Source organism: Peribacillus sp. FSL K6-1552 (genome assembly GCF_038005205.1).
Lineage (GTDB): Bacteria > Bacillota > Bacilli > Bacillales > DSM-1321 > Peribacillus > Peribacillus butanolivorans.
Map to the genome: position 1 here is coordinate 5,046,455 of NZ_JBBOST010000001.1, position 22,734 is coordinate 5,069,188.

The following is a 22,734-nucleotide window of genomic DNA, read 5'->3' on the forward strand; positions in this document are numbered from 1 at the left end:
ACTTTTAATCTAGCAATCCGCATGCCAGTGTATACTTCTCCGAATGTCCATGGAGTATGTAACAAAGTGCTTAGGAATGGAAAAACCTATAAACCAGATGATTCCATGAAAAAAAGCCACTAATTTAGTGACCTTTTCTATATCAATCATTATTCATATTGGAAGAGTAAGTTGCCAAGAAACACCGAACTTATCAGCTACCCAGCCGAATTTCTTACTAAAGGAATAATCAGCTAATGGCATTAGTACTCCTCCACCATCTGTTAAACTCTCATAAACCCTGTCAATTTCTTCTTCAGTATCACATGTAATAAACAATGAAAAAGAAGGTGTAAATGTAAATTCATGCTTGATATTACTGTCGATGCACATAAACTCCTGACCCTTTAACGTAAAGGTAGCTTTCATGACGCTTCCCTCAGCACCTGCTTCATTTGCTCCATACCGAGTAATGCTGGTTATTTCCGACTCTTCGATTAAAGATGTGTAATAATTCATGGCTTCTTCTGCATTTCCTTGGAACATTAAGAATGGTGTAACCTTTTTCATTTATCATCAAACTCCTTTTTATAGCTTCTGTTATTTTAAACAATGGATTTTCCAATAAGAAAAACGGATCATATTTAGGGTGCTCTTTGAAGCTTCTTCTTAACCTAATGTCCCAAGCACCCTAGTTGAAAAAGGTATAAAATGTTAATTTATATATCGAACTTCTTGTACATTTATGTGTTGGATTCTGGGGCCCACCAGTTACCCGAAACCACAATCATTGTCTGTAATTTAATCGTATTAGCAAAATAGTCATCATCGTCGTGTTCCTGAATCGTTCTGCTCCATAATTTGTTGATCCATAGCTGATTAGAAGAATCAACCATGGCGCTCACCATGAATGGAGCAACAAAGCTTGTACTATTTCCTTCCTCAACCGCTTTTCCATTTAGCATATAGCCAGATTGAATATTTTCTGGATTGCCATGTGTTTCCTCTTTAATCCAATTGTTCATCCTTTGTATTTGCCCCAACGCTCTAGTGTCACCGGTTAGTAAGTAATCAATCGTATAGCGCCAAGGGATTCTACTGCTGTTCCAGCTATAATTACCGTCATTTGGCCCCTCTAGAAAATCAGCTTGAGCCGGCTGATAAACTCCCTTAGATTGTACAATGAAATCAGGCATAAGACCGGTATTGCCACTTTTTGTTGTATAAATAGAATGAATAATCGTATAAGCCTTATCCGTTACATCTTTCCATTTATGATTCCCTGTTGCGGTCTCAAATGACTTCAAATGATTTAGAAGAAGGTCTGATGAACGAGTTGATTGCCCGTAAACATGATCTTTATCTTCCGCCCAGTCTCCTAGTTTTATAAGAGACTGAGACTGATTTATTTCATTCAACATGATGGCCTCAATAATGTCTTTGGCTCTAGCAAGATAGTCGATATCCCCTTTACTTCCCCACTGCTGATCAGCCAATAATAACGCATAAGCGATGTCCATATCACCATCAGTTGCTGAATCAACATCCCCTGGCGTATTAATAATTTCTCCATTTTTATTCTTTACCTGTTGCCAAGCCATTAAAGATGGATTATTTTCGCTGCTATGCGCCTTGTAAAATCTATAAAGTCCATCAAAGTTTTGTTTGGCCTTATGATCCTTTCCCGCCATGATTGCGGTTATCATCATCCCATAACCATGCGCTTCGGAAACGGTAACAGCGTTTTTTGGCTCTGCATACCCCTTATCATTGTAAAAAATATAATACTCATCATTTTTATCAACAGGCTGCTTAAGATATTTTTTTTTCCAGGTTTTATAAAAATCCGCTACTGCATCATCCATCACCTCTTGTGACACATTGTCTGGTTTTATAGTTCCAGATTGATAGACTGTATGTTGAGGAAACGGCCTTTTACTGGCAACCTCTTTTTTTGTATTTTGATACACTAATGCTATCGAGGCAATGATACCGACTACTATCACGCTTATTAATAAGCTAACTCTTTTTTTCATGTCTGGCTCCTTAGATTATGGTGTTATATTTACTTTAGAATATGAGCGAGCCATAAACATTTGTATGTAACTGACATTTTTCCATGTATTCAAAGAGCTGTTAGAATTTCCAATCCCCTCAAACACCGATTAAGTAATATACCATTGATTTACGATTATTTATTAAACTAATCTGCTCCGTTATATCAGTAAAAAAAGGGTGCCTCAGCAACCACTCTATACAGTGCACCTGTTAGTTTAGCTAGACAAATCTATTATTTCTTCTTACCTACTTTAGTTTCTGTACCCTTCAATATTCTCTTAATATTTTCTCTGTGAAGAATAATGACGAATAAGCTAATAAATAATGAGAGTGCTATAATTAGCTTGTCTTCAAATATAAAACTGTAAATAACAATTGAAATACTAGCTAAAATTGAACTAAGAGACACATATTTAGAAGTTAACAAACTAATAAGAAACACAATAAATGCAGTACATGTACCTAATGGAGATAAAAATATAAACACTCCTGCTGATGTAGCCACTGCCTTACCACCTTTAAAGCCCGCGAAGATAGGAAACGCGTGTCCACATATTACGAGTATGCCACACAATATAGGAGAAACCGTTGAATTAAAGATTTGTGGGAGTAGGCAAGCAACAGTACCTTTTAATATATCCGCAATAGCTACTGTAGTTCCTGCTCTTTTTCCCAAAACCCTAAACGTATTAGTGGCTCCAAGGTTCCCACTCCCATATCCTCGAATATCGGTTTTATAAAACAATTTACCGATAACCAAAGCAAATGAGATTGAACCAATTAAATAACTTGAAAGGAGAGTCATTATATTCAGCATAAGTTACCTTCTTACTTGAAATTTATTGTTTCAATTATATATTAATATTCGGTTTATTATGCTTATTTCCCTGCTATTTTTCTTAACTATTCAACACCCCAGTGTTGAACTAACGAACACCCTTCACATTAACGTCTTTATCATTATCTATTATCTTTCCATCGCGTATTACCATAACAACTTCTTGACTGATATATTTGAAAAATATAAAAGGGTCATGCATCCATCAGAATGATAGGCATGACCCTAAATAATAAATTGATACATTAGGTGTGTATAATATTGCGAATGGTTTATTGAAAGAAAAAACATTTAATGCTGTAATCCCTCATTTCTTGACGTTATTCCTTTAATAAAATAATAAAGTAGCTGATTTTCCCTAGTGTTGGAAAACTCGGCTTTCTTGATGTCATATTTTGCTTAGCGTATGTTTTCCGCTTTTGGCTTTCGAGACCCCTTACAGTTAATAAAATACCGAAAAATAAATAGGAGATTCGATTTTCTTTTGATTTTTTTAACCTACCATCATTTTTCCTTTGACAGTAAATTACCTAAATTAGATAAAACGACTAGTGATCCACTTATGGTACTCCACTTAAACCCGCCAATAAGGCCGAAAATTAGTAAAAACAGGCCTAATACTGTACCGAATACTGAACCTACTCGTATTGTTTTCCGACTAGGATTGGGAAGCTGAATGGATACACGAAAGAACTTATTAATTTTTTCAAATGAACCATTTAATTTACCAACAAATGCATGCATAATAATCTCTCCTCTTCTAAAGCGATCTCATAATTATTTGGATTATATGTGAAACGATAATTAAAGAACCGAAAACAATACATACCAACGATAGCGTACTTTTTTTATAAATTTTTATTCTTATAAGGCCAAGAATGGTCAGACATAATCCAATCGCAATAGATACTATTGAAGTAATTAATAATAACTGCGGACTTAAAAATGGGATATAAAAGTTAACATCTAAGTGCATCTCAATTTTTCTCCTTATAAATCAGATTTCAAGTTAAACTTTTAAATCATTTGCTGCCCACCAATTATCTTGCATAAATTGGGTACCTCTATTGCATAGGCCACTTTGAAATCTCCCTATTTAAAAATTTCATCTATGATATTGTCCAACATGAAGTTAAATACTTCGACATGGTTATAACTCAATTGTTCTTTTACATTAAGTATAGACAATAATGCACTGATGACAGAAAACGCTTGTTCTTCGCTCACTAATAAATTAAGCCCCACGCTTTTAATGTTCTCATGGAAAAAATTCTCATTATCAAATTTCAGTTTTGATACACTTTCTTGTGGCAATTTATTCAAAAAAGCTAAAAAATCGGGACTGTTCACAGAATATAAAAAACTGTTTTTTTCATACTCCTGATAGAGCAATTTTATTGCATTTGCGAATCCCTGCTTTGTTGGTTCTTTGGATATCATCTCCTGCATAAAAGCCTTCAAATTGTTTTGCAATGCTTCAACCGTTTCAACAAACAGAGCTTCTTTTGAGTTATAGCACATATAAAATGTGCCAACCGAGATGCCAACTTTTTCACATAATTCACCAACATTAGTTTTTTTGTATCCGTATACAGCCCAGCTTCGTTCGCATTCTAAACGCAACTTCTCTTTAATTACTGATTTTTCAAGTTCTGAAAATCCTTTTGGGCCTTTTGATTACATTGATTTTTTGTTTATGTCAACCCAACTGTTGTAGGTTTAAATGAATGTTTGCTCAAATTAATATTATTAATCTTGATAAACGAACAAAAAGAAAAACGTTAGTCAAGTTATTCAATAAAGGGGGCGATTGTTGAAAAGATATAAAAGGATCATATATATTAGTCAGGCTAATATATATGATCCTTTATTTGTTATCCACGCAAAATAAATATCAAAATGACATTTTGATTGATTAAGGGTTATTCAAAAAAGCTTCGGCACAAAAAAAAGCTGCTTATGAATAGCAGCTAATTCGTCCAATAATGCTCAGTTAACTCCAAAAGGCATAAAGTACATTTATACTCCAGTCTTATGTCTTTCTGGCATTTGATAATAATATAAGGCAGCAATTAGTACGGATATAATTCCACTTGTCAGAAAAAAAGTAGTGAAGAAACTTCCCCCTGCAGTCGGGGAATTAGATACCAATCTGCTTAAAAGTAATAAAAGTACGCCCAAACCAGAAAGAAATAAAGCTATTTTTTTGGCACTTCTTTTATATAGCATCGATCCCAAAAGAATGCTTATATAAAGTGCTGTAATTATCATAAGGCTAGGAAACAATGGTTTAAATTTAGCTGCATATACGAAATAATCTAAACCTGAAATATCATTTGCATCCACAACTTGATCATTCAGCATCTGTGAAAAGTGAGTTGAATATTTCCATTCCCATGGGTTATCTAAAATTTCGCTTCCTTCGTACCACGTACAAAATGTAAAAAACAAAAGAAACAGCGTAGCAATTACTATTTGAAAAATGTATTTCACTTACAATTTCACCACCTCTAGACAATCGCCTACATTATACCAATAATTTGAAAGTTAAAATATAACTAACTTTCCTCATCTTCTCAATAATTAGAAACGCTTCGATTAATTTCAAACGATGGGCTACCTCTCATTCCTAAAACCTGGCTTTGAAGGTTTATGTAAACATACACTGGTTTATGAATAATATAAAATAACCTCTTTTAAGGAGCGTTTGGGAATATGACATTTCGTGGAGAAGACCTCCTTCTTTCAGGAGCATGGGTACTAGGTATTGGTTCACTTATTGATACAATCGGGCAGACCCAGCAAACTTTCACCCACAGCGATCAGGGGAAAGATTTAATCATAAAAGGAAATGGGATTGAAGCATTCGGAAATTCGTTGCAAGCCATCGGGAGAACTAAGCTGTTAAAACCAGAGAGGGAGCTAGCACAAATATATACCATCTTCGGTGCTTGGCTTGAGGCTGCTGGTAATAGTACAAATGCAGTTGGAGTAAGTATTGAACTAAATGGTGCTGAGGAAGAGGGAGTAAAAATAGATACCCTTGGCAGTGGAGTCCAAGGTCTTGGCGCAGCTTTTGAAGCAGTAGGTGCATTTCTTGAAGAGGATTCATCCTATAGGGAACTTGCGATAATAGGAAATAGCTTCATTTCTTTAGGCTCTTTTTTAGCAGCGATCGGTAATATTTACGTTTTAAACGAAAAAAGTATAATTGGAGAACGGATTCTATTGGTCGGTAGCTGGATTCAAGTTATTGGTGCATTTATATTACTTCATGCTATTACCCTTGAGGTTGAACACATTAAACACGAGAAAAATCCGAAAAACGGAAACGGCAATTCTTATCCCTATTCTTATAATAATTATTCCTTCACTAATACCTGATAAAGGGCTACCTACAGCTAAAGATGGATGTCGTTAGCTCCTATTTATCATATAGTGCGGTTGCTTAGCAATTCTCCTTCATCTTATCAAACTAACTCCCCTATAATGGAAAATACTTAAGGTGCCACCAATTCAACTTTCATTCTATCTGGGTCTTCAAAGTAAACAGCATAATGCTCCTTTCCACCAGCGAATGGGTGAGTGTCAATATAGAGAATGCTTACTCCTTTGTCCCTTAATTTTTGAGTCATATCATCAACCTGATGACGTGAAATCGCGTGAAATGCTAAATGGTTAAGACCTACTCTCCCCCTATGATAGGGAACATCAAGAAATCGTTCCTTTGCTTGGACAAAGACTATATACATTTCACCTATGCTCCAACTCTTCCCGCTTTCCCACTCCTGAAAAGGTTCATACCCTAATTCCTCTAAAAACCAGCCCCAAAAATCAACAGTCCTTTTTAAATCAGAAACATATAGCTCAATATGATGAATAAGTCCTTTTGACAACTGTCATCCCCCACCTAAATCCTAATGAAAACATCCCACAGACCATCTTTACGTTTATACGGTATTAACAATATTAGAAAAAGATCTTGAAACCACTTTAGTTTGATAGAATGATTTTAAGTGGTAAAATATTCAAATTAAACAACATGGACAAATCAAAAAGTACAGTATACACGATTCAATGTGCAAAAGTATGGATCTCTTATAACTTAAAAATCTATGTATAGTTGCAAATTCAAATAATTCTTTAAGAAGTCAAGGCTATATGCAGTATTAAACTAAAGAGTACGGCACAAATACTAATCCAATAGTAACTTCTTTTTGATAAAACATTCTGGGATCTTTCAATATAACCAATTATAACAATAAGCCCTAAGACACCTATATAGGGTTTTAAATCATATAAATTATCATAATTCCAATTTATCTTCGCGAAACTAAAAAAGAACAACATGAGAAAAGTATTTGTTCCAAATACAAATAAAAACTCCTTGAATTTTTCACCTTTCAAAATCACACCCACTTTTTCTCTATGTATTTATCTAAAGTTGGTTTTATTCTATTAATTGAAATGAGTTGAAGTATCATGTCTGAAGTTCAAACTACTGAAGTCCAAACGAGACTATCAAAAGCCAATACTCTAGGAAAGCAATTTTTCAATTTATTTATTATAGTCGTCCTATCTTGAATCATACCTAAAAAGTTTTATCAGTACTATTTGGTATTGATAGCTGTTTTTTCTCTTCATTTTATATCAAAGTAAAGTAGGTTTTGGATGTGGTTTACTTTCTTTAAGATTCAGGAATATGATCCTTCTTATTATAAATCATTCTTTTAGTAACTTACTTGTAAGTTTTTTTGAGTGGGTATAAAAAGGTTTTTGTTCATATAGATAGTATGCACTCGAGATTTTATTATTTAGGGGTGATACTTTGAGTAGTAAATATAGTTTGTTTTCACTTGTTTTAAGTATCATAGGAGCATTACTGATTATTTTACTTTTTAGAGATGTTGGTGAATCCCGAAGTCAGATAGTATGGGCTTATGTATCCTTCATCTTAGGTCCTATCCTTTTGATAACTAGTATTATATTTGGGATTTTAGGTTTCAAATCCAAAGAAAAAGGACGGTTGAAGTATGCTGGAATTATAACCACAATACTCGTTATAATAGGACTCGCCATAGTGATTGCACTTTTTACTATCGGTTTTTAATTAGTTTTCTTCTATTACAAATGACAAAAAGGGCTGTCACAATACAGCCCTTTTGTCCGTGATTTCAAACAGCTCAGTGTAGTGACTTTTTATTTAATGACCTCATTAAAAATCTCTCCGCCACCGTTTATTTTTACGATTTTAAGGCGATTGGTATTTTTAACGAAAATGGTTTTATATTGTTTTTCACCCTTTAGGTCAATAAGTAAAACGCGCTTATTGTCATTATCCGTTTCCTTATTAAAATTATAATCTTCGTTGCCGATTTGCTTGATTATCTGTCCATATTCAGGTAAAGAAGACCACTTCTCATGATCTGCACTTGGAGTTGTTTCGTTTTGTGCGGATTCATTTTGTGTTACTTGTTCATCTGCTGTTTGCACAGGCTGTTCACTTTTTTCTGTAACCTCTTTAGTGTTTTCATCTGTTTCATTACTGTTACAAGCAGTTAGCATTGTTGCGACTGCAACTAATGCAATCATTGATTTGTACATACTTCACATCATCTCCTCTAGGTGTATTCCCCCTTAACTCTGGTAAAAAACCTAGCCGAGTTCATGAAGTGGCTTATATACCTAAATAAAAGAACTTAAAAGCGACTGGACATATTACTATAATTTCTGTTAATATAGTTACTCAGGGTAACAATTACTCTTGGTAACTATATATTATAAGGAGTGTTTCTGATAAAGACTTACCGAAAATTCTTTCAAGAACTATTGCTGCTGTACCGGCCTTTTGAAAACAATCTAAATATACAGCTAAACAAGCATCATTTGCACAGAGCGCAATGGTCAATTTTGCATTACTTATCCAATTATGGTTCTGCAACGCTTGTAGAGCTTGCAAATTATCAGAGTGTGGAAAAACCCACAATTACCAGAACCATTACCCGCTTAGAAGAATTAGGATATGTAGAGCATGTTCCGAGCAAAGATAGACGCGAAAAAAGAATGCAGCTTACAGAGCTTGGAACAAAGTTATATAGTGATGTCCGTGTGACCATTGACCAATACGAACAGGACATTTTAAAAGGAATCACTGAAGAAGAACAGCTCGCAGCCATCCGCATTATGAGCGAAATAAGAAATAATATTATAGAGTAAGGGGATAATAAAATGGATCAATCCAGACCTAAACTGTGGACGAAAGATTTTGTTATTGTTTCCTCCATCAATTTTTTCATAACATTAATTTTTTATTTATTAATGGTGACACTGGCTATCTATGCAGTAAATGAATTAAATGCTTCTACAAGCCAAGCCGGCCTTATATCTGGGATATTTATTATTGGAACTTTAATTGGGCGACTATTCATCGGCCGCTTTATTGATTCGATTGGCCGTAAGAAAACGTTATACATTGGTTTAATCTTTTTTACTTTGACTACACTTTTATATTTTGTAGATTTCGGCATTACCTTCCTGCTAGTTAACCGTCTAATACATGGTATAGCAATGGGTATGGCCAGCACAGCAACAGGAACAATTGTAGCTCAGATTATCCCGGCTACACGAAAAGGGGAAGGCATCGGCTACTACAGCATGAGTGCAACACTGGCCACAGCAATCGGTCCTTTCATCGGACTTTATATGACACAACATGCAAGCTTTCAAACGATTTTTAGTTTCTGCCTTGCTTTAGGGGTAATCAGTTTGATAACAGCATTCTTCCTTTATGTACCTGCATTAAAAGGAACGATCAAAGTATCTGAAAGTAAGGGATTCAAGCTATCCAACTTTATTGAGCCAAAGGCACTGCCCATCTCATTTATTACTCTATTATTAGCTTTCTGTTACTCTAGCGTTCTTTCTTTTATCAGTTTCTATGCAATGGAAATCAACCTAGTTAATACTGCAAGCTTCTTCTTTGTAGTCTATGCAGTAGCAGTATTGTTATCACGCCCTTTCTCAGGACCGTTAATGGACCGGAGAGGATCGAACTATATTATGTATCCGGCCTTTATTATCTTTGGAGCAGGACTGCTCCTTCTAAGTCAAACAAGTAATAGTTTCACTTTATTGGCAGCCGGATTCCTTATTGGACTTGGATTCGGTAATATGCAATCAAGCTCGCAAGCGATCGCCGTTAAAATGACTCCGCCTCACCGTATGGGAATGGCAACGTCAACCTTCTTTATCATGCTTGATGCTGGACTTGGATTTGGTCCTTATATACTAGGTTTAATCATTCCATTAACAGGCTACAGTACACTTTATGTCATCCTAGGTGTTGTGGTCATAGCAACTTCTCTTCTTTACTACTTCTTGCACGGCAAGAATGAAAGTGCAGCAAGAGCAAAAATCGCTTCAATTTGATCGAAATTAGAAAGGGATATCCTGTAATGGGATATCCCTTTTTTTAATACTTTTATGCCATGAGTTCGATCTAAAGAATAAGTCTGAGATAAGCAAATAGTTTTATTGCACAACTTTAATTCGGCCTTTGTTGGGGATAATTCGTCCGTTGTTGGTATTAATTCGACCTTCAGAGAGATAATTCGTCCTTCATTGGTATTAATTCGTCCTTTGCTGGATAATTCGTCCTTCAGAGAAATAATTCGACCTTCACTAAAAAAAGAAGCAGTCTCAATAGTTTTTGAGACTGCTTCTAGTGATAGGGGTCCTTATTTGACTTCTATATTTTCTACATAAAAACCAAGATTTTTGGTCTTCTTTTGTTCTGCTGATTGAATGACTGTTTCCCCTTTATATAAAGTCTTTCCGGTCTTTAAATCGGCAATCAGCAATCGAGGCGGTTTAGTTTTATAATCCATTTCCTCTGGATATCTGTCATTACCTAGAAGGATATACACCTTTCCATTCTTAACGGTGGCGAAGTATTCTTCATTCTTATGAACAGCTAGATCTAGCTCTAGATCCTTCGTTATCTTTTGACTGCTTAGATCAAACGTCTTAATGTGATATTTATCGGATTTGGTATCAACAGCGTATAGGTTTTTCCCATCAACATATCCTGATCTTGCCATGTCCAGGCTAAGCGATTCTTTTTCGGACCCATTAACCGTTTCTAATTTTTCCGTTTCATAATGATAAGATAGCAGTTTGCTTTCTTTTGGCTTTTCCTCATACGAACCATCCTCATGAATTACCCCTTTGATCACAGAAAATAAAATCATGTTGTTTGACTGGGTGGGAGCAACATCAATTGGCATCCCAACTTCGACTTGGTCATTGCCATTATAAGTTTCGGATAAAAGAGTTTTATCGCCTATTACTTTCTTATTAGCTAAATCGATCGTATACAGATGAACCTCTTTCGTTTGTTTGTCATCGTTGGAATTCACATCATTAGTCGTTAATACCTGTAGTTTTGAATGGACCAATTGCACATCCACGACATTCGTATTCATTTTTCTCTCTTGATCAGGAAGTTCCAAACTGAAAGAACTTTCATCGTTGCTTTTCTTCTCCAATAAAGCGATATCAAACTCCGCTTCCATGTTTCCGCTCTTTGTGAAATCTTCATTCACCGAGGCGTAAGCCAGGAAATCACTGTCTTCATAAAAAGAATCGATAAAATCCTTACCACGCATAAATGAACGATGTTCTTTCATTAATCTTCCCATTTGAGCATCTTGTCTTCCAGTTAAGCTTTCAAAGTAAGACTTTTCGCTGTCATATGTTGTTTGATTGGATTCAATCGTTAATGATTCAAAATAGGGATTGGCTTCATGTGAACCATTTATGATCACCGGATCAAGCTCTTTATCATTACCTTCTAGCGTCTTGAACGTATACTTTGGAAGGCCGGAAGCGGAGGAAGCTACTTTGACATAATAGGTCCCGATGCTTAAGATGACAACCATTCCTATAATGATGCTGCATATATAACGTTTCACCTTGTTCACTCTCCTTTAATAGTTGTTATACGGTAACGCGATTTTTCAATAACCAGGAACCAAGCCAAATCGATAGTCCTGTCACAATGCTTCCTAAAGCGATCAGTATACCTAATAATTCATTAGGATAAAAATAGAAATTCTCACTTGCCATTATGAAAACAGGAGCTAAAAACAACGCAGCGGCGATTCCGGTATACACCAAGCCCAAAATGATACCTTTTATACGGAAACTTCTTTCAAACATGATCGCTGTAAATAATATCGACATGACCATTAGACCGATCCCATAGGAAAGCAGGAATTGTGTGAAGGTGCTTGGGATAACCAAATTCAAGACACTATTCAATTTCGCAATGGAGTAAGTTGACATTTCCATATTTAAGAGCGATTCAGGGACGTATGAATTAAAAAGGGCATTTTCCATGGGTAAAATGATCAGCTGAAAAGCAATCAATCCTAGCACCATCAAGAAGATGGCGGTGGCTTTGGAAAGGTAGATTGATAATCTGGATGTCGGTAACATCAATAGACGATAAATGAACGTATTCTTTCCAAACCAATCACGATACCAAATCAGGAAAATATAAAAAATAAGGGCAACGGCACTCAGCGCGATCGGTCCTTGAAACCAGAGGGTATTGGCGATATGGCTAAAATCAATGCCTCCATAATTGGTAATATAAGCGGCTTCCGAAAGTTTTTCTTCCGACATGATCTTCCTGGCATCATTAAGAAGACTTTTCGTTACGATGATCACTCCAGCAAACTGCGACACCAATGTTATCAACAATAAGGATATATATATTTTACTAAAACGATTGATTTCAAAATTCACTAGTTTTAAATATCGCATCATGATTGATACACCTCTCTCATTACATCGACTACCGATTTCCCTTCCTCTTCACGCATTTCTTCTGTATTGAACTCTTTGAGGACTTTACCGTTATCCAATAAAATGACCTTATCGATTAAATGTTCAATATCACCGATTTCATGGGTCGTGATGATGACACCTCTGTCTTCAATAAGGTGGCTCGCAAAGACATCGGCAATTTGCTCCCGGCTAAACATATCAATGCCCGAAAATGGTTCGTCCATCAGTACATAATCCACATCAAGGGACAGACCCAGCATTAGGTTAAGCTTAGCTGTGTTCCCTTTTGACAATTCCGAAATGGGGGTCTCTTCGTCCAGTTTAAAAAATCCCAATAATTGATTAGCTCTTTCCGAGTTCCATGACGTGTAGAAATCTTCCATGAAAACCATTGCCTGTTTAACCGTCATTGACGGAAGCATTGTCGGGGCGTCCGGAATAAACGTGATTTTTTCATAACTGTTCTTTGTCATTTTTTGATCATCAATCAGGATTTCACCTTTATAAGGCGTCAATCCCATAATGGCTTTGAGTGTAGTCGTTTTCCCGACACCATTTATCCCGATCAGACAAGTGACTTCACCTTTATTAGCAGTAAACGAAACACCATCTAAGATTGTCTTCCGGCCGTATTTCTTAGAGATTTGTTTTACTTCTATCATTTTTCTTCCCCCTCCCTTATTTCTTCCGAATATTTTTCTTTAACCACTCGAAGCAGCTCTTCAACTGGCACATTAATAGGCCGAATCGCATCGACAAAAGAATCAACCGCTGCCAGAATAAGCTCCTGTCTAACAGCCTGTAAAATCGTTTCATTTGTTGTGATTTGACTAGGAAAATTTCTTTCTGTATGAATCAAACCCTGTTCCTCCATTTCTTTATACGCTTTTTGAGCTGTATTAGGATTAATGTTCAGTGAAGCCGCCAGTTCTCTTCGGGATGGAATTTCCTGTCCCGCTACGAATTTCCCAATGGCAATTTGTTCTTTAAAATGCCTCACAACTTGCAAATATACCGGTTCTCGGGTATTAACGTTCATAAAACCACCCCCTATTTATTTAGGAAAAAACTTCGATTTGAAATTTAATAACGAGTGTATGTATTAAGTAGTTCATACACCTTATAGATGTACTATACTCGTAATACACCTTCACTGTCAATATAGAATTTCCACATAAAAAAAACGATTGCGTGAAGCAGTCGAAGGTTTAATAGCTTACATAACAGTACGTCATGTGGTGATCAGCGCAAAAAGCGGCGAAAATTATGAGTATTCAATGGTTCAGTATTATTATCTACCCTTAACGGTTTCAAATTTTTCTGTTAAGTCCCTTATAGAGTAAAATCTGTAAATTAATCAAATAATAATAGAGCATGTAAATTTCTATAAAGGGGATGGTTTTTATCAAAAACCGGTTTTTAAAGTTAATGATCTTGTTTATGTCTTTTGCTTTGATCTTTTCTCCTCTAACTACTGAGGCAAAAGGAAAAGGGGCTCAACAAAGACAATGTATTAGTAAATCATCGGAACAGCTTAAACATACTTTACAGAAACTTTGGATCGACCATACTATATGGACAAGAAGCTATATGGTAAGTGCCTTATCAGATTTGGATGACAAAGAAAAGGTACTGACTAGGTTATTAAAAAATCAGGATGATATAGGAAATGCAATCAAACCTTATTATGGCGATGCAGCTGGCAACAAACTAGCTGAACTGTTAAGGGAGCACATCGTTCTTGCAGGAAAAGTGGTGGATGCAGCAAAAAGCGGAAACCAGGAAAATCTGAAAATATTTAATGCTGAATGGTATAAAAATGCTGATGATATTGCTCTTTTTCTTAGTAAAGCCAATCCAAATTGGAGCAATGATGAATTAAAGGAATTGCTATATACACATTTAAAATTGCTTACAGACCAAGTTGTATCAAGAATTAAAAAGGATACAGATGCGGAAATTTCTGCTTTTGATAAAGGTGAAGATCATATTATTAAATTGGCAGACACCCTAACAGAAGGGATTATCAAGCAATTCCCAAATAAGTTTTAAAACTTCTAATAAAAACAAATCCCGATTCTATCTCTTTCTTTCAAAGATAAAGTCGGGATTTAATATGATGGGATACTTTTAACGGGGTAGAATCATACTTTAGCTAAACCCCGTTTATCTGTTTCATCTCATAAACTTCGTAAAGCTTGTTTAACAATAGCCATTGTTTATGGGCAACTTAGATTCAACCTGAACCTACTTTGGATTTAAGGAAACATGCCGATCATTCAAAAAACGATCCATTTTGGATTAACTTTTATTAAACTTCCTGTAATCCTTATTGCAGGGTCCTTGACTCCAGAACTCTGAATTAAAGCAGGCAATTTATTATCCACGTACCATTGATGTGAACGATCCTTGTCCCATAATGAAGCGACCAGATATCTTCCATTTTTCTTTTCAGCAAATACTCCAGCAAGCATTCCTGGTAAAGCCTTCATCCCTTTGTTCCATACTTCTTTTTGCATGTGCTTAAACTCAAGTTGTTTATTTGTTTCTACAAAACAATCTGCCACTCGAAAAAGACTTCCCTTACTTAAAAAATCTGTCATGTCTGTTGTGCTTATATTAAACATTTTCTCGAAAATTTGAACAGAGATATTGGAATAAGTATTTCTTTGGTTACTCTTCTCGAAAATTCCATCATGCTGTTGCTCCATGAATGCTTGGTAAGAACGATCATCTCTCCAGAAAGAAATAATGCCTGCTTCAAACGGATTGTTTTTATCCCATCCCCCGATTTGGCCTATAAATCCATCTAACTGTTTCAATTCTCCCCAACCCTCTTGTGCGTTAGAAAATGAACTCTTGTTTTCCTCATTCACTTGGCATTTTATCCACTTTATTAACATATTTGATCCACCTACTTATTTATAGATTTCACCCAACTTTTGCTTTTTTATCTATCTCTTTTATGAATTGTCATATACCCCTTTACCATTTTCCTTATTTTAACACACAAAAAAAACATCTCTTATTTTATGTTTGTCTTAAAGCACTAACAGATCATAAGCGGTACATCTCTCAATATAGAAGATTATTAATCGTCGTTACATCACAAAAAGCGGCTAGGATATCCTATCCCAGCCGCTTTCTAGATAACGCTTACATTTATTCGGCCATTCTCCTTTTACTTCGCTCTTTTTAGAGAAGTGGCGTCTGAATTTTTCAAAATGGTTGGTTTCATACCTCTTCGTTGCGGTATACCTCTTTCCTGTTGTTTTTTTGCTACCCACATCGTCAGCATAGGTGTCAGAATGGCTGTTACTAATACACTTGTCGCGATAATCGCTGTTGCAGATTCTGCTACAGGAGCAAATTGCGGGTTTAACTCGGCAATAATAAATGGTACAGCCACTGCGGCACCCGCTGTGGAAGAAGCGGCAACACCAGCAACTCCATCAGAGCCTGTTACATAGCGGTCCAGTAGATATAAGACACCGCCGGAAAGGAAGACGACAGCAACACCCATTAAAATACCCATAAATCCGGATTTTACAATCATGCCAAAATCTAACCCGAACCCTAGAGCTAATGCGAAGAACGGGATAAGAACCGGTACCGCTTGTCCAAAGAATTCCCGGCTTTCTTTATCAATATTCCCTACAATCATACCGACTGCAAATGGAATCAAAGTGGAGACAATTGTTTGCCATGGAAACGTAGCAAGGCCTCCTACACCTAGGATGATCATTGTGAAGAACGGTCCGCTTTCAATACTGATGAACGGGAATGCGGCAGCATCTTCTGTTCGGCCCAATTTAGTCATAAGTGCGGTATATAGACCGCCATTCGTTTCATTAAAAGCTGCAATAAGCACTAAAACCGAAAGACCGGAAAAGAGACCGGTTTGGATTCCATTCTCTGGCAGAAGCAATGCTGCCCCATATCCTAATAATGCCGCAAATACGACTTTACCTATAAGCAACGTAAATCCTTTTCTTGCAATATACCCTGATTGCTTAACATCAATCGTAGCTCCGACACAAAAGAAAAAGACGGCTAATATCGATGCTGTACCTGTTAGCATGGCACCTGTAAATCCTCCAAAGAAAGTTGCTGTGTCAGGAAATATAGTATGTATCAAAGCACCTATGAACAGAGGGACAACCATCATACCACCAGGAATTTTTTCTATTGCAGCTTTTATTCTCATCGCAATCTCTCCACTTCATTATCAAATTTATGATTATTTGTAATTAGAAGTCTAGGTGTGGAGTTAACTGGTTGCAGGTATCAATCATTCAACATTTAAAAGATTGTTCTGACTTTCAATAAAGTCCTGTAATTTTTTCCGGCTAGGCATACCATCCATATCACCAGGAGACATGACTTGAAGTGCCCCAATCGCATTACCGCGAGTAACGGTTTCTATCGTAGATTTACCTTCAAGCAAGCCGCTAATCACCCCGACAGCAAAACCATCACCGGCACCTACTGTATCAACGACCTTTTCAGGTACAAAGCCTTTAATATACCCTTCTTCATTCGCATTTTTATAATAGGCTCCCTCTGCTCCAAGCTTGATGACGATCATTTTAACTCCTTTGTTCAAATAAAATTCAGCCACCTCTTCAGGTGTTTTAAGTCCTGTTAAAACTTCGGCTTCGGACATACCGGGAAGAAATAAATCACAAATGTAAGCAAGCTGATTAATGCAATCCACCATTTTTTGTTTATCTGACCATAGGTTAGGCCGTAAATTTGGGTCAAATGAAACCGTTTTTTCTTGTGTCTTCATAAATGTCATAGCAGCTAATGTAAATTCGTGGCAGCTTTCAGATAACGCAGATGGGATACCTGTTGCATGTAGATGTCTAGCTTGCCGATAATATTCTTCAGAAAAATCGTTAATATTTAGAGTGGAAGCAGCTGAGTTTTTTCTGAAATATTCTACTTCTGGATCTCCTTCAAGCACTTTTGACTTAATGAGCATTCCTGTAGAATGATCATTCGTAAAACGAATCCCTGTCGTGTCGACTTTCTCTTTATTTAATTCTTCAATGATGAACTTGCCGAAACTGTCGTTGCCAAGTTTGGTCATATAAGCAACATCTAAATCAAGGCGTGCCAATCCGCAAGCTACGTTTGATTCTGCTCCCGCAATTGCTCGGGAAAAGGATTTAACTTCATGTAAGGGCTGTACTTCATTTGCATAGAACATGGTCATCGGTTCCCCAAAGGTGATCACATCTAAATTTCCCATTCCTTATTCCTCCCGAAAAAAAGGTTCATTACGGTTTAGTAAACCCAAACAACAAGAAAGCGCTTTCTTTTTAATAAAATCAGATTATCATATAAACCAGTTTTTAACAATAATATTTTGAATATTTTTTTGCTGCATAAAAAATATAATATTCATCATTTTCCCCTTTTTTTACCCATTAATCTACTAAAATTTTCTATAAATATTTGACTATATGAAAAATTTTCTATATATTCTTAATATTGATAGCGCTAACATAGCGAGTAAATCCGATAAACCGTTTTACTATATAAGGAGGTTATTTACATGCATATGGAAAAACGTTATTCCATTCATCCGTCACAAGCCAAACATTTTGATACAAGTGAAATCCGTAAAAACTTTTTAGTGGAAAATCTATTTCTAGATGATGACGTTTCATTATGCTATTCCCTCGATGACAGGATCATTATAGGTGGAATCAAACCTGTTTCTATAGGGGTTAAGCTTGAGGGCCATGATTTCATAAAAGCTGATTATTTTCTGCAACGAAGAGAATTAGGCGTATTTAATATAGGGGGCTCAGGGAAGATTTCTGTTGATGGTGAAGTATATACCCTTCAAAATCGTGATTGTCTGTATATAGGATTAGGCTGTAAAGAGCTAATTTTCACTAGTGATTTGTACTCTGAGCCCGCGAAATTTTATTTAGCCTCTGCACCAGCACATAAAAATTACCCGGTTCAACACGTAGCATTCAAGGACGTGCAAGGTGATGAAATGGGTTCACAGGAAACGGCTAATAAGCGGACGATTCGCAGAATGATTCATGAAAAAGGGATCCAAAGCTGTCAACTGTGTATGGGAATGACAGAATTAGCTTCAGGAAATGTCTGGAATTCCATGCCTCCTCATGTTCATGACCGCAGAGTCGAAGTTTATATGTATTTTGACTTAGCCAAAGATGCCATCTTGTTTCATATGATGGGTGAGCCGGATGAAACTAGGCATATCGTAATGAAGAATGAACAAGCTGTCATTTCACCTCCATGGTCTATTCATAGTGGTTCTGCTACAAGCAACTACACATTTATTTGGGCAATGGCTGGAGAGAATTATACATATGAGGATATGGATACCTTTCCTATTTCAGAAATGAAGTAACATCCTAAGATCACAGCAAATGAATATGCCGCAAAGATATAAACATAAACAATAACCTTATAGAGATGGGGGAAAGAAGATGAGCTTACTAGATTTTTCAATGGATTTCTTCAGTTTAAAAGGTAAAGTTGCTATCGTAACAGGCGGGAATACTGGATTAGGACAAGGATATGCGGTTGCATTAGCAAAAGCAGGTGCAGATGTATTTATCGTTGCCCATGGTGATAATTGGACAGAAACAAAGGATTTAATTGAAATGACTGGCCAAAAAGCGGTCTTTTATCAAGCAGAACTTACGAATAAGGAAAGCCTTGAAGGCGTTGTAAAAGGCTGTCTTGATGCATACGGGAAAATTGATATCCTTGTTAATAATGCAGGAACAATTCGCAGAGCCCCTTTATTGGAATATAAAGATGAAGATTGGTATGCAGTAATGGACATTAACCTTAATGCTCTGTATTTTCTTAGTCAGCTCGTTGCAAAAGAAATGGTTAAGCAAGGCAGTGGGAAAATCATAAATATCGCTTCCATGCTTACATTCCAAGGAGGTAAGTTCGTTCCAGCATATACAGCAAGTAAACACGGCGTTGCTGGACTGACTAAATCATTCGCTAATGAATTAGCGGCTAAAAACATTCAAATAAACGCGATTGCCCCAGGATATATTGAAACGGCCAATACTGCCGCGCTTCGTGCAGATGAATCAAGAAACAAAGATATTCTTTCGAGGATTCCAGCTGAAAAATGGGGAACACCTTTTGATGTCATGGGAACCGTCGTCTTTCTTGCAAGCAAGGCCTCTGACTATATGAATGGCCATATCCTTGCCGTTGATGGCGGTTGGCTCGTTCGTTAATTCTTTGATAATGATTTATAAATGAATATTTGTAAGGTTAAACACCCTTAGCGCATGCTATCCAAAAGCGCTAAGGGTGTTTCTTAAATCCAGCGTATAACAAAATAGATCCCTGTTCATGTTAAAGAATGGCGTTGGAATCATTATGCTCCTTTGTTATGATGAAGGTATCCATTTTCAAGAAATAATATCCTTTAGGAGAACGCCATGAATAAAAAAAAGAAAACTACTATATCCGATGTTGCTGAGAAGGCCGGTGTTTCCAAAAGTACGGTTTCTCAATATATCAACCAACGTTTTCGTTATATGAGTGCTGAAACCAAAGACAGAATCGAGCAAGTCATCCAAGAACTTGACTTTCGTCCCAATGATAATGCTAGAAATTTAAAAGTGAAAAAAACAAAAGTCATAGGCATTCTCGTAGCTAATATTTTACATACTTTGTCCACCGAAATTATTCGTACCGTGGAAGAACAGTTTCGGCAGCACGGCATGAAGGTATTCATTTGTGACTCTGCTGATGATCCAGAGAAAGAAAAAGAATACCTTGATTTGCTGGTTTCTACGCAAGTAGATGGAATCATTATTTTTCCAGTAGGAAATGATTTTAAAGTCTATAATTATCTAATCGATCATTCGATTCCTATGGTATTCGTTGATCGGTTAGTTGATGGTGTGACATCTGATTCCGTCCTTTTAGACAATCACGCTGCAATCTTTTTAGCGGTATCCATGCTAGCTGAAAAAGGACACGAAAATATCGCGTTTTTAACCTTACCGATTGATATCCCTATCACGCCAAGGCTGGAGAGAATCGAAGGATTTAAAAAAGCAATGGCATCTTATGATTTTGAAGTCAGAGAAGATGATATCTATTCTTTACCCAGAAACCAAATTCAAGAAAAATTGGCCCAAATATTCGATACAGAAAAGCCTCCAACAGCCATAGTAGCAGGAAATGATTTAGTGCTCCGTGAAATCCTTAGCTATTTGAAAAAGAAAAAAGTCTCGATTCCTAATGAAGTAGCCATTATCAGTATTGATGATGTCGCCTATTCGGAATTTTATGAACCTTCTATCACAACAATTGGACAACCTATACAACAAATGGGAATCAAAGTAGCAGAATTATTATTGGACCGGATAACTAATCCTGTTCAGGCTCCGTTCATTACATATCGGTTTGCCCCGGAACTTATTGTTCGAAGTTCATGCTAAAAGGTTTTTACCCTAAGATTTCACACACAAAAACGGCAGTTTATATACACTGCCGTTACATCTGCCATGGAATAATAGAGAACATGTAAAAACCGAAAAGCGAACGACTCTTAGATTTGATTTTTCTTTCAGTACTCTTCATAAGCAGCTTTTACTTCATAGACTTTGACAGTTCAAGTTTTTACTGATCTTGTTAAGTGAATATAACCTCTAAAAAAACAATCTCCGACCATCCCTCCAATTAATTGGTCCCATCATAAGGAGAAGTGAACCTAAAATGGTCGCTAAAAAGATTGAAATGATATACTCCTTTTAATCACATACTATTTATCTTTTTTTTTGCTTCTTCTATGACATATCGGATAAATGGGGCTTTTGCTTGAGTATATCCCACTCTATCTAAATGATGCTTTTGAGATAAGTTTTGTTTTAATTGCTGGTATTGTTTACGAATATCAGGATGAGTGCTTAAATAATCCCTAAATAATAGATGATTATTCCACTCTTCACTTCCGAATTTGTAGATATGTAAATGGTGTGTACCCGCTCTCCATTGGCCTTTTCTAAAAAAACGCCTTTCAGGAAACTCCTTATGTGCGACAAACTCATAGCCAATTGTTTTTAAGGGATCAATAAACTTGTCCACTTCATCTAAATGTTGAACGCCTGCCATTATATCCAAAATTGGTTTTGCGCATAAGTCTTTTACAGAGGTACTCCCAATGTGCTCAACACAAATAGGTTTATCCTTTAGGACTCCCTTAATCTTCGCTTTTTCATGTTCGAACTCAGTAACCCAATTTGGGTTGTAATTCTCAATCGCAACTGGTTTTTCCATTTTTTCCCCGACTTTCATGTTAATCATGTTCATTAATTAAAAAAATCCCCCTAGAATTGGGGGCTCGTTTTAGACTATCGTTTTTATCTATAGTAAAAATGGGATAAGCGTAGTAATAAGAGTTGTCATCTAATCACATACCTTTTTTACTTTTTGTCACGTGACCACGCGATGATAGGATCCTGAGTACTCGGTTCATAGTACGTTCCGGCATACTCCTTTTCTTTTCCAGTTATTTTATTAGTCCGAATAACTGTGTAAGTTCCTTTATCGTAATTTTTGGTAAGATAATATTTCCGGTAGGTAAACCCTTTTTCAGGGCCAGTAAAGGTGACTTCGTGTTTGTACTCTTCTGGCTTGTTTAGGTTTTCCTTCACTACACCCTGAATATTCAGTGGTGTTTCTTCAAGCTGAACATCTGTGCGGATATTAACATCTTGGGTCTTTACTTTACCCAGAGGTACAGATGCCATTTCGATTGTTTCTTCGGTTTGTTCCAAGAATGACTTTGTAACGCTGTAGGAGTATAGGATTTTCATAGAGCTTATATCGTTTTTTACTTTGCCTGCCAACTCTGGCATGGCAAAGCTTAAGACAAAGGTAATGGATATTCCGATGATTAATAGTGTTAGCGGAATTTTTTTCATATTTCCTCTTTCTTAATAACGTATTTGTATAACAAGAATATTAATAGT

At 36.3% G+C, this 22,734-nt stretch carries 25 protein-coding genes; 8 read left to right on the top strand and 17 right to left on the bottom strand.

Translation table 11 applies throughout. The annotated features are described in order from the left end of the window. Positions 1-153: 153 nt before the first annotated feature. The 6 genes from NST21_RS24135 to NST21_RS24160 form a co-directional block, all read right to left on the bottom strand. The gene (locus tag NST21_RS24135) at positions 154-549 is read right to left on the bottom strand and encodes a VOC family protein (RefSeq protein ID WP_340891774.1); all 396 of its coding nucleotides are present in this window, start codon (positions 547-549) and stop codon (positions 154-156) included. A gap of 173 nt (positions 550-722) precedes the next feature. After that, the gene (locus tag NST21_RS24140) at positions 723-2,015 is read right to left on the bottom strand and encodes a glycosyl hydrolase family 8 (RefSeq protein ID WP_340891775.1); all 1,293 of its coding nucleotides are present in this window, start codon (positions 2,013-2,015) and stop codon (positions 723-725) included. 254 nt (positions 2,016-2,269) lie between these two features. Continuing rightward, positions 2,270-2,854, bottom strand: a complete 585-nt coding sequence (plsY, locus tag NST21_RS24145; protein ID WP_056520226.1) for a glycerol-3-phosphate 1-O-acyltransferase PlsY — start codon at positions 2,852-2,854, stop codon at positions 2,270-2,272. Between the two features lie 525 nt (positions 2,855-3,379). Next, a complete protein-coding gene (locus tag NST21_RS24150) occupies positions 3,380-3,619 on the bottom strand; it encodes a hypothetical protein (RefSeq protein ID WP_340891777.1) in 240 nt (79 codons plus the stop codon). Positions 3,620-3,967: 348 nt separating this feature from the next. Beyond that, positions 3,968-4,498 (bottom strand): TetR/AcrR family transcriptional regulator, encoded by a 531-nt coding sequence (locus NST21_RS24155; protein ID WP_340891780.1) that lies wholly within the window; start codon positions 4,496-4,498, stop codon positions 3,968-3,970. Between the two features lie 396 nt (positions 4,499-4,894). Further along, positions 4,895-5,368 carry a YjdJ family protein gene (locus tag NST21_RS24160; RefSeq protein WP_340891781.1) on the bottom strand — a complete coding sequence of 158 codons (474 nt, stop codon included), beginning with the start codon at positions 5,366-5,368 and terminating at the stop codon, positions 4,895-4,897. Positions 5,369-5,590: 222 nt separating this feature from the next. Between NST21_RS24160 and NST21_RS24165 the strand changes: the two genes are divergently transcribed. Then, positions 5,591-6,259 carry a DUF6944 family repetitive protein gene (locus NST21_RS24165; RefSeq protein ID WP_340891782.1) on the top strand — a complete coding sequence of 223 codons (669 nt, stop codon included), beginning with the start codon at positions 5,591-5,593 and terminating at the stop codon, positions 6,257-6,259. 116 nt (positions 6,260-6,375) lie between these two features. Here the strand turns inward: NST21_RS24165 and NST21_RS24170 are convergent, their stop codons facing one another. Beyond that, positions 6,376-6,771: a VOC family protein gene (locus NST21_RS24170; protein ID WP_340891783.1), complete on the bottom strand. Its 396-nt coding sequence runs from the start codon at positions 6,769-6,771 to the stop codon at positions 6,376-6,378. Positions 6,772-7,703: 932 nt separating this feature from the next. Here NST21_RS24170 and NST21_RS24175 point away from each other — a divergent pair. Next, on the top strand, positions 7,704-7,985 hold the full coding sequence (locus tag NST21_RS24175) for a hypothetical protein (protein ID WP_340891785.1): 282 nt from the start codon (positions 7,704-7,706) through the stop codon (positions 7,983-7,985). Between the two features lie 89 nt (positions 7,986-8,074). Here the strand turns inward: NST21_RS24175 and NST21_RS24180 are convergent, their stop codons facing one another. After that, positions 8,075-8,479, bottom strand: a complete 405-nt coding sequence (locus tag NST21_RS24180; RefSeq protein ID WP_340891787.1) for a hypothetical protein — start codon at positions 8,477-8,479, stop codon at positions 8,075-8,077. A gap of 183 nt (positions 8,480-8,662) precedes the next feature. Here NST21_RS24180 and NST21_RS24185 point away from each other — a divergent pair, with 183 nt between their 5' ends. Further along, on the top strand, positions 8,663-9,091 hold the full coding sequence (locus tag NST21_RS24185) for a MarR family winged helix-turn-helix transcriptional regulator (protein WP_057219188.1): 429 nt from the start codon (positions 8,663-8,665) through the stop codon (positions 9,089-9,091). Positions 9,092-9,103: 12 nt separating this feature from the next. Beyond that, complete coding sequence (locus NST21_RS24190) at positions 9,104-10,303, top strand: MFS transporter (RefSeq protein WP_056521059.1); 1,200 nt, start codon at positions 9,104-9,106, stop codon at positions 10,301-10,303. A 308-nt stretch (positions 10,304-10,611) separates the two neighbouring features. Here the strand turns inward: NST21_RS24190 and NST21_RS24195 are convergent, their stop codons facing one another. Genes NST21_RS24195 through NST21_RS24210 form a run of 4 tightly spaced genes read right to left on the bottom strand, consistent with a single transcriptional unit; the run spans position 10,612 to position 13,766 of the window. Beyond that, the gene (locus NST21_RS24195) at positions 10,612-11,847 is read right to left on the bottom strand and encodes a hypothetical protein (protein WP_340891792.1); all 1,236 of its coding nucleotides are present in this window, start codon (positions 11,845-11,847) and stop codon (positions 10,612-10,614) included. 25 nt (positions 11,848-11,872) lie between these two features. After that, a complete protein-coding gene (locus tag NST21_RS24200; protein WP_340891793.1) occupies positions 11,873-12,706 on the bottom strand; it encodes a hypothetical protein in 834 nt (277 codons plus the stop codon). After that, complete coding sequence (locus NST21_RS24205) at positions 12,703-13,389, bottom strand: ABC transporter ATP-binding protein (protein ID WP_340891795.1); 687 nt, start codon at positions 13,387-13,389, stop codon at positions 12,703-12,705. Before NST21_RS24205 ends, NST21_RS24200 begins: the two co-directional genes overlap by 4 nt. Beyond that, complete coding sequence (locus tag NST21_RS24210) at positions 13,386-13,766, bottom strand: GntR family transcriptional regulator (protein WP_056521067.1); 381 nt, start codon at positions 13,764-13,766, stop codon at positions 13,386-13,388. Before NST21_RS24210 ends, NST21_RS24205 begins: the two co-directional genes overlap by 4 nt. Positions 13,767-14,131: 365 nt before the next feature. Between NST21_RS24210 and NST21_RS24215 the strand changes: the two genes are divergently transcribed. After that, positions 14,132-14,779: a glycosyltransferase gene (locus tag NST21_RS24215; protein ID WP_157443826.1), complete on the top strand. Its 648-nt coding sequence runs from the start codon at positions 14,132-14,134 to the stop codon at positions 14,777-14,779. A gap of 227 nt (positions 14,780-15,006) precedes the next feature. Here the strand turns inward: NST21_RS24215 and NST21_RS24220 are convergent, their stop codons facing one another. The 3 genes from NST21_RS24220 to NST21_RS24230 form a co-directional block, all read right to left on the bottom strand. Then, positions 15,007-15,630 (bottom strand): YdbC family protein, encoded by a 624-nt coding sequence (locus NST21_RS24220; RefSeq protein ID WP_340891798.1) that lies wholly within the window; start codon positions 15,628-15,630, stop codon positions 15,007-15,009. Positions 15,631-15,908: 278 nt separating this feature from the next. Then, complete coding sequence (locus NST21_RS24225) at positions 15,909-16,934, bottom strand: 2-keto-3-deoxygluconate permease (RefSeq protein WP_340451182.1); 1,026 nt, start codon at positions 16,932-16,934, stop codon at positions 15,909-15,911. Positions 16,935-17,018: 84 nt separating this feature from the next. Continuing rightward, positions 17,019-17,984, bottom strand: coding sequence for a sugar kinase (locus NST21_RS24230; protein WP_340891800.1), 966 nt, complete (start codon positions 17,982-17,984; stop codon positions 17,019-17,021). A gap of 312 nt (positions 17,985-18,296) precedes the next feature. Here NST21_RS24230 and kduI point away from each other — a divergent pair, with 312 nt between their 5' ends. The 3 genes from kduI (at position 18,297) to NST21_RS24245 (ending at position 21,201) form a co-directional block, all read left to right on the top strand. Then, on the top strand, positions 18,297-19,127 hold the full coding sequence (gene kduI, locus NST21_RS24235) for a 5-dehydro-4-deoxy-D-glucuronate isomerase (protein WP_340892644.1): 831 nt from the start codon (positions 18,297-18,299) through the stop codon (positions 19,125-19,127). Between the two features lie 79 nt (positions 19,128-19,206). Continuing rightward, positions 19,207-19,983 carry a 2-dehydro-3-deoxy-D-gluconate 5-dehydrogenase KduD gene (gene kduD, locus NST21_RS24240; RefSeq protein WP_340891801.1) on the top strand — a complete coding sequence of 259 codons (777 nt, stop codon included), beginning with the start codon at positions 19,207-19,209 and terminating at the stop codon, positions 19,981-19,983. 207 nt (positions 19,984-20,190) lie between these two features. After that, positions 20,191-21,201, top strand: a complete 1,011-nt coding sequence (locus tag NST21_RS24245) for a LacI family DNA-binding transcriptional regulator (protein ID WP_053347838.1) — start codon at positions 20,191-20,193, stop codon at positions 21,199-21,201. Between the two features lie 316 nt (positions 21,202-21,517). Here the strand turns inward: NST21_RS24245 and NST21_RS24250 are convergent, their stop codons facing one another. Further along, positions 21,518-22,039, bottom strand: coding sequence for a GrpB family protein (locus NST21_RS24250; RefSeq protein ID WP_340892646.1), 522 nt, complete (start codon positions 22,037-22,039; stop codon positions 21,518-21,520). A gap of 146 nt (positions 22,040-22,185) precedes the next feature. Continuing rightward, a complete protein-coding gene (locus tag NST21_RS24255) occupies positions 22,186-22,686 on the bottom strand; it encodes a hypothetical protein (RefSeq protein WP_340891803.1) in 501 nt (166 codons plus the stop codon). Between the last annotated feature and the right edge of the window lie 48 nt (positions 22,687-22,734).